This window comes from Peptoniphilus indolicus ATCC 29427 (assembly GCF_000227315.1).
Taxonomy (GTDB): domain Bacteria; phylum Bacillota; class Clostridia; order Tissierellales; family Peptoniphilaceae; genus Peptoniphilus; species Peptoniphilus indolicus.
The window spans coordinates 1,162,718-1,170,328 of the sequence record NZ_JH165061.1 but is presented as its reverse complement, the minus strand read 5'-3'; the positions used below and the strand labels follow the sequence as shown (position 1 = coordinate 1,170,328).

Annotated in this window: 8 protein-coding genes and 1 pseudogene; all 9 read right to left on the bottom strand. The window is 30.9% G+C overall.

Annotated elements, in window-relative coordinates; translation table 11 throughout:
• Positions 1-131: 131 nt before the first annotated feature.
• Positions 132-1,562 (bottom strand): annotated as a pseudogene (locus HMPREF9129_RS05245) (oleate hydratase); the annotation flags it as partial.
• Positions 1,549-1,704, bottom strand: coding sequence for a TetR/AcrR family transcriptional regulator (locus HMPREF9129_RS11390; RefSeq protein ID WP_004821113.1), 156 nt, complete (start codon positions 1,702-1,704; stop codon positions 1,549-1,551). The gene HMPREF9129_RS11390 and the pseudogene HMPREF9129_RS05245, both read right to left, overlap by 14 nt.
• 25 nt (positions 1,705-1,729) lie before the next feature.
• A complete protein-coding gene (locus tag HMPREF9129_RS05240) occupies positions 1,730-2,119 on the bottom strand; it encodes a C-GCAxxG-C-C family protein (protein WP_004821111.1) in 390 nt (129 codons plus the stop codon).
• Positions 2,120-2,225: 106 nt separating this feature from the next.
• Positions 2,226-2,741, bottom strand: coding sequence for a pyridoxamine 5'-phosphate oxidase family protein (locus tag HMPREF9129_RS05235; protein WP_004821109.1), 516 nt, complete (start codon positions 2,739-2,741; stop codon positions 2,226-2,228).
• Positions 2,742-2,752: 11 nt separating this feature from the next.
• Positions 2,753-4,135 (bottom strand): aminopeptidase, encoded by a 1,383-nt coding sequence (locus HMPREF9129_RS05230; RefSeq protein ID WP_004821106.1) that lies wholly within the window; start codon positions 4,133-4,135, stop codon positions 2,753-2,755.
• Positions 4,136-4,290: 155 nt separating this feature from the next.
• Positions 4,291-4,965 carry a YjjG family noncanonical pyrimidine nucleotidase gene (locus HMPREF9129_RS05225; RefSeq protein ID WP_004821105.1) on the bottom strand — a complete coding sequence of 225 codons (675 nt, stop codon included), beginning with the start codon at positions 4,963-4,965 and terminating at the stop codon, positions 4,291-4,293.
• Between the two features lies 1 nt (position 4,966).
• Positions 4,967-5,827: an AAA family ATPase gene (locus tag HMPREF9129_RS05220; RefSeq protein ID WP_040552349.1), complete on the bottom strand. Its 861-nt coding sequence runs from the start codon at positions 5,825-5,827 to the stop codon at positions 4,967-4,969.
• A 103-nt stretch (positions 5,828-5,930) separates the two neighbouring features.
• Entirely contained in the window at positions 5,931-6,782 is an 852-nt protein-coding gene (locus HMPREF9129_RS05215) for an AraC family transcriptional regulator (protein ID WP_004821101.1), read from the bottom strand.
• A gap of 76 nt (positions 6,783-6,858) precedes the next feature.
• Positions 6,859-7,611, bottom strand: a 753-nt coding sequence (locus tag HMPREF9129_RS05210; protein WP_004821100.1) for a sensor histidine kinase, incomplete at its 5' end; no start/stop codon positions are given.

Sequence of the window (7,611 nt, the reverse complement as noted above, 5' to 3'; positions counted from 1 at the left end):
AAATTTATTTTTATTAAGCTTATATTAAGTATATCATTTTAAAATATATATTTAATAAGAATTTCTCTTTAAAGACTAATTAAAAAACATAGCTGGCTTTCACCAACTATGCTTTATTTTGAAAATAATCACTATTCAATTACATTGTACTCTTTTAAAATCTGTTCCATCTCAGTTCCTGCCAACATAGCTTTTACTTTGTGACTTACTATCCACGGCAATTTAATTTCCGGTTTTTCTCCATCTAATAGACCAACCAATCCACTCAATAGATATCTGATGTCATATCTTGAAGCAAATACTTCGGGTACAGCTTTTTCAACTCCTGTTAAAATATAGACAGCTTCCATAGCAGTACGTCATGAATATTCAGTAGTAAAGATTGTATCTCTTCCCGGATTATCAGGAGTTTCTGCAAACTGACCTATGAATGCAAAGTTTACTCCATCTTTTGGAACTACATAAGGTCTGTCTCCAAATTTTCTCGGCATAAAATATGATGTTATAAATGGCATCATAACAGGCACTGCTGTACAAGTTTGAGCTATTTCATCTATCTTTTCTATAGGAACTCCTATGTGGTAAAGCCATTCTTTTGTAATTTCATTACCTGTGCAATCTCTCATCTTCTTCTTATATATAATCTCCGTCTTTGTCTGTAAACAATCCATAAACCCAAACTACTACATCATCTTTAGGTTGTGTAGGATATTGACCTTGTCTGTTTATAGTCCAACTCATCAACCATGATGAATCTCTTTCAGTTACAATACCACCTGTAACAGTTTTTCCAGTATATGGAGACCTCTTAGTTATCTTCTCGATATAAGGTGCTATTTTTCTATCGTGGCAAGTTACAGTACAAGATTCCCAATTTGTCTTTTCAAAATCAGTACTAAATACTTCCGGATTTCTAAATTCTTCGCATGACTAGCAATGTTATTCCAAAGTTCCCAACTGCTTCCAGGTTCTCTTATAAATGGTGCCGGAGTGTCGTCATCTCCATATCCGGAAGATTCTATAATTGAACCGTTAGTAATAAATACTAAATCATTTTCTGTAAGCTCTATAGATTTATCATTGCCTTTATTATCTTCGGCAACTATTTTTTTAGCGACTTTCTTATCTGTCAAAATTTCAAATTCAACATTTTTTACAGCTGTATTGTAATCGAATTGAACGCCTTTTTCCTTTAGCCATTTTATCATCGACTCTACAATTGAGATAAATTGGTCATGTCTTGTAAATTGTAGTGCTGATAAATTAGGTAATCCCTCTACGTGGTGAATGAAACGATTCATATAGAGTTTCATTTCTAAAGCACTGTGCCAATTTTCAAAAGCAAACATACTTCTCCAGAAAGTCCAAAAATCAGTTTTGAGCAGTTCAGGTGATAATACATCTTCTATTTTTAAATCTTGTAGTGCTTCGTTCGGCATGGACAAAAACATCACTATCTCTTTTACTAAATCTTGTCCTAAATTAAATTTAGCATTGTCCCATCTCTCTCCACACTTATGTGTGATACGACAATTGCTATAATTCGGATCATCTAAATATGTCTTCATAGTAGTAATAAAAAGTATTTCTGTTGATTTCACATATCTTTGCTATTTCACTCATTTTAACATCTTTTAATGTCTTCTTCCCGGCTAATTCCCAAAATACATCTCTAATCAATTCTTTTGTATATTGTTTTGCCATCAAATCATCTCTTTACATTTAAATTTTATAATGGTTTTTCGTGTATTATACTCTCCAAAATTTTAACCACATCTCTTACACAGCCTTCGCAACTTCTTAGAGGCTTTCCAGTTTCAATTCCCTTTAAATCTTTACACAAGACGGATTTATTTTTCTCTTTAAATTCATTCATTATCTTTCTGCTGTCTTTCATTGTCTCCCCCGGATTTTTATTGATTAAACCAATTATTACTTCAGCTCCTGAAATAGCTCCACAAGTTCCTTCCATTGTGCCATTTCCCGCTCCAAACCCTTGAGTTAAGTTATACATAGTCTCTTCATCTATGCCAACATAATCGCAATACGTACAAGCAATCGCCTGCGCACAATTATGCATATTGTGTTTTTTCTCTATAACTTTTTCTTCTCTGCTCACAAATTACCTCTATATCTAAACTAAATTAATTTTAAACTTACACTACTATTATAAACTATTTTCCATAAAAATAAAAAATCCATTGCTTTTACACAATGGACCTTTTCTACATCTTCACTACTTCTTTGGCTTTTGCCTCTATTTCATCTATTTCTATCTTATAAACTTTTGTAACTTTGAGAGACCTTTCTATTGCGTGGTCAAAGAACTCCATCATATCCGGTTCAAGCCTTTCGCATAGAATTTTCAAAGAATGTATCTTTTCTTTCTCATCCTCTACATTGTAAATTTTGCCTTCTACAATTGCACTCTTGTACTCAATTGTAAAAATTTTACCAGATGTGTTCCCACCATTTTTTATTATATCTCTCATACTTTGAGGAGTGTACTCTCTTGGAGTTTCAGATTGAGACACAAACACTATTCTCACTAAATCTCCATCTTCGATATAATCTACTTTTTGACCTTGCATAGCACAGTGAAAATAAAGAGTATTTTCATCTCTACTAAAAGTAAGTGGAAGAGAGTAACCATTTTTCTTTAAAGTCATTACTCCAAAATTTGTATTATCTATTACATTTAGTCCAAAATTTGTATCTTGTTCCCTATCTTTTCTCCTCATATATTACCTCATTATATATTCTTCATAAAAACTTCATAAGCTTTATAAGTCATATAAGCATCAGCTTTGGAAACCAATTCTATTGGAGCATGCATTGAAAGCATTCCAGTTCCCATATCTACAACTTGAGCACCTGACTCAGCTAATATATAGGCTATAGTTCCACCGCCCCCTTGGTCAACTTTTCCGAGTTCCCCTGTTTGCCAAATTATTCCATTTTCATTAAATACTTTTCTAATTTCATGTAAAAATTCTGCATTGGCATCATTAGATCCACCTTTACCGCGAGAACCTGTATACTTTGACATTGTTATACCGTATCCAAGCTTAGATGCGTTCTTTTCATCCATAACTTCTTTAAAAGCAGGGTCAATTGCCGCTGTTACATCCGCTGAAAGAACTTTTGAATTTGCAAGAGCTCTTCTAAGTTTTAAATCGTTGTAATCACCCATTTTATTTATGAGTTCAGCAACTGCATTTTCAAAAAATCTTGCGTGCATTCCTGTGTTCCCTACAGAACCTATCTCTTCTTTGTCTGCAAAAAGAGCAACTACAGTTTTATTAGGATTTTCAACCTCAAATATCGCCTCTAAATTTGCATAACTACAAACTCTGTCATCATGTCCGTGAGCTGCCACAAGCGACCTATCAAACCCAACATCCCTTGCCGGACTAGCCGGTACAATTTCAAGTTCAGAAACAATAAAATCTTCCTCAACCATTCCAAACTCTCTATTTAAATGTTCAAGTACAAGTTTCTTTATAGGATTTTCCTTTTCATCGCTTCCGTAAGTTGAATGTCCTACAACTACATTTAACTGTTCCCCCTCGATACCTTCGCTAAGTTTTTTAGTATTTTGGTTTTGACTTAAATGTGGCAATAAATCATTTATAAAAAATACAGGGTCATCAGCTTTTTCGCCAATTGCAATTTCCTTTTTTTCTCCGTCTTGAGTGATGATAACTCCGTGTAGTGCCAAAGGAATTGTAGGCCATTGATATTTCTTAACTCCACCATAGTAGTGAGTTTTAAATAAAGCTAAATCAGAATCTTCATAAAGAGGTCTTTGCTTTAAATCAAGTCTTGGACAATCGATATGAGAACCAACTATGTTCATACCATTTTCCAATTCTTCCTTACCTATTACAAACAAAACACATGACTTGTTGTGATTGTTTAAATAAATTTTATCCCCTGACTTTATATCTCTCTTCAAAGCTTCTTCTAAAGAAACATATCCTCTCTTTTCAGCTTCTTCAATTATGAATTTAGTAGCTTCCCTTTCCGTCTTTGACTTATCTAAAAAATTCTTATATCTATCTGAATATTCAAAAATTTCTTTGTATTGTTCCGGACTTATTGATTGCCACACTGACTTATTTTTTAATTCCATTTTATCCTCCTATTTAATCTATTACTTTAAATTATAAAGCTCTACAAATATTTGTAAAGCTTTGACACGACTTAAATTCTCTTGTATAATTTTAAATACCGTTGGGCAGAGAAATCTGTCTACTTCGCCAAGCTTTGTGGAGAGCTTGGCATTTTTTATACTATTTTCAACAAATCAGTTAAGTTGCTTATAGTGTATGTTGCAAACTTACCATTCATTGTACCTTTTCTGTCAAAATAACAACTGTCAATCCCAAAATTTTTAGCACCATTTATATCCGACTCTATTCTATCTCCAACCATCAACACATTCTTTAAATTTGCTCCATCAATATTTTCAAAACAACATTCAAAAAATCTCCTATCAGGTTTTTCAAAACCAATCCTTTCAGAAATAAAATGTCCATCGAATAAACTATATATTTTTGAATCAGTCATCCTTTTAATTTGAGTGCTATAAACTCCATTAGAAGCTGTATAAATTTTTTTACCCATTTTTTTCAAGTCTAATAACAATTCAAATGCACCGTCAATCAACTGACAATTTCTATCCAAATTACTTCTAAAAATCTTTTCTATTTTTTCAGAGTCTACTTGAATATTATAAAGTTTAAAAAATTCATCAAATCTCTTAGTCAAAATCTCGCCCTTGGACATATTTCCCTTTTCCAACTCGCCCCACATATACACGTTGATTTTTCTATACGCCTCTAAATTTTCCCTACTCTCACTCAACCCATTGAGTTTAAAAACATCTTTTAATGCATTTTCCTCAGCCATATCAAAATCAAAAATCGTATTATCTAAATCAAGTAAAATAATTTCGTACATATTACTCCTTAAAACTATCTGAATGCTCCTTGAAAAAATTATAATAAATCCTCACATTTTCAAGCTCAGTCCAATCCTTTACAGTTACAAAATCTCCATCCAAATCATAAATTTTGGCATACTTAAGCGACAAAATAAATGGAGAATGAGTTGCTATTATAAATTGACATTCAAAAAATCTGACACTATCCTCTAAAAATTTAATCAACTCAAGTTGCTTCTGAGGAGACAAACTGTTTTCAGGCTCATCCAATAAATAAAGAGCATTCTCCCTTATTCTATTTTGAAAATACATAAAAGCACTCTCTCCATTTGAATACTCTCGTGTATTATTTATCAGATTATTTCTCACATACTGAGACTGTGATACCTTTCGTGTCATATTTATTTTTTTCAGTTTTTCATAATCGTCCAACGACCTCAATTGAAAATCAGTATATTTATTTTCCAAATACTCCTCAAAAAGCTCTTCCCTTTTTGACGAAATTCCATTATTTATACTTCTCAAATCTAGCATAAAATTAAATACATCATCAGAAGTTATAGTTTCACTTGTCCTTGGAATCTTATTATCCAATTCATAATGGCACAGATTAATATAATCTTCAAAAAAATTGGACCTATTATATAAAGCATCTCTATTTAATTTTAATTTTTCAGATATAATATTCAAAATTGTAGACTTCCCAGAGCCATTTCCCCCATACAAGATAGTTATTGGTTCAAAAGCAAGATGAGTAAGCCTATTCTTTCTAAAAATTTGGAAAGGATAATATGTATCATGGCAAGTCCTTTTCAAAGTTCTAAAATAATATGCTTCAGCTTCCATCGTAGGAAATTTAAATTCCCTTAAATACAACACACTTTCCCTCCTTAAAACTAAATCTTATACCGATTATAAAATTAAAAATACTTTTTTCAAATGATGTAAATTAAAAAAGTCGGTTAACCCGACTCTTTCATAGTTATTTATTTACTTTAACAATTGGAATCCATAACTCCATCTTATAATTTTCTTCATCCATGTTACCCTCGCCATATACTTCAAAATCTGGATCTCCTGAATGCATATACCCATTTTGTGGGAAAAATACTTCCATGGCATATTTCCATCCATTATGAATACTTTCTGGTATCTTACCTTCTAAACTCAATATTGCGTATTCACTTTCTTCTATTTCCACAATCTCAAGCCCCATTTTATTTGCAACTTCTACATCTTTAACGTCATAACAAACCATATAATTAATATTATTACAGTCTTTTACATCATAACACATCCCATACATCTGTCCATTACCAAGATTTGCTAATTCATCATGTCTAAATTCAGAATAAAATTTTTCCCATAATTTTGAACATTCTGAAGTATCAATATTTGTTGATTTTATTCCTGCAACTTTGAAGCTTTTCTTTCTTTGTATACTTATATTCATATCCCTACCTCCACTTACAATTACAGATAACTGCACACAGGAAACAACATTAAAGTTTGCTCCCTTTCTCACTTCTATAGGAGAATTTCCATGAAATCTTTTAAACGCATTTGCAAAAGAATTTGAAGACTCATATCCATATTTTATTGCTATGTCTATTACTTTAATTTTAGTTTCTCTCAAATCAATAGCAGCTTTAGTTAATTTTCTATATCTGATGTATTCCGATAAAGTCATGTCTGTTAAAATAGAAAAAATCCTACTAAACATTGATAACGAATAACCAGAAAAATCTAAAATTTTTCTTTCTTCAATTTCTTCACACAAAACTTTCTCAATATAATTAATTGTACTATTAAAAGACTCAATAATATTATTCATAAATTCTCTCCTTTAAATAAAAGTATACTTATACATAAAATTTAATCCTCATAATTTATGCACAACTATAGTGGAATTATTCATTATAAAAATCTATAAAAATTTGAAAGCCTTCGTCTATCTTAGCTCTATAGACTATATTCCCGTTTAATTTGTTAACATTATCCTCAATGCCTTTCAATCCATTTCCTTTAAATATAAAATTACATCCTTTTCCATCATCTATAATTTCTATTCTAATACCATCTTTTATCCTAATAAAAATATTTATTTTACTTGACTGCCCATGTTTTATACTATTCGATATAGATTCCTTTATTATTCTATATACTAAACTCTGTTTATATCTATCTATCTCATTTAAATCTCCAACATAAGCTATATTAAGTTCTAAAATCCTTGTACTATTAATTTCTTCCACCAATTCATTTATCTTATCTTTTAAACTTTTAGAATCATCTTCATTAAGTGCATATACAGCATCTCTCAAACTATCCATACTTTTTTCTGCCAAATATTTAGATTTTTTCAATAAAACCTTACACATATTGATATCTTTATCCACAACCTTATTAGCAACATCTAGATTCATATTAAGTGCAACTAAGTTGTGTCCTAAAAAATCGTGTATTTCTCCAGCTATTCTATTCCTCTCTTCAAACAATGTAAGTTCCTTAACTTTTTTATTTATTTCTAAAATCTCTCCATATGCCTTTTCCAGTTCTATATTTAAATTTTTTATTCTCAATCTCTCAAATACAACTATTTTGTAAGAATATACTAGTAAACAAAAAAATATTAAATATATCATAAGCATTGAAACATCTAA

Coding starts and splice junctions, on each gene's coding strand:
- HMPREF9129_RS11390 (WP_004821113.1), bottom strand. CDS start 1,704: ATGGCAAAACAATATACAAAAGAATTGATTAGAGATGTATTTTGGGAA.
- HMPREF9129_RS05235 (WP_004821109.1), bottom strand. CDS start 2,741: ATGAGGAGAAAAGATAGGGAACAAGATACAAATTTTGGACTAAATGTA.
- HMPREF9129_RS05230 (WP_004821106.1), bottom strand. CDS start 4,135: ATGGAATTAAAAAATAAGTCAGTGTGGCAATCAATAAGTCCGGAACAA.
- HMPREF9129_RS05225 (WP_004821105.1), bottom strand. CDS start 4,965: ATGTACGAAATTATTTTACTTGATTTAGATAATACGATTTTTGATTTT.
- HMPREF9129_RS05215 (WP_004821101.1), bottom strand. CDS start 6,782: ATGAATAATATTATTGAGTCTTTTAATAGTACAATTAATTATATTGAG.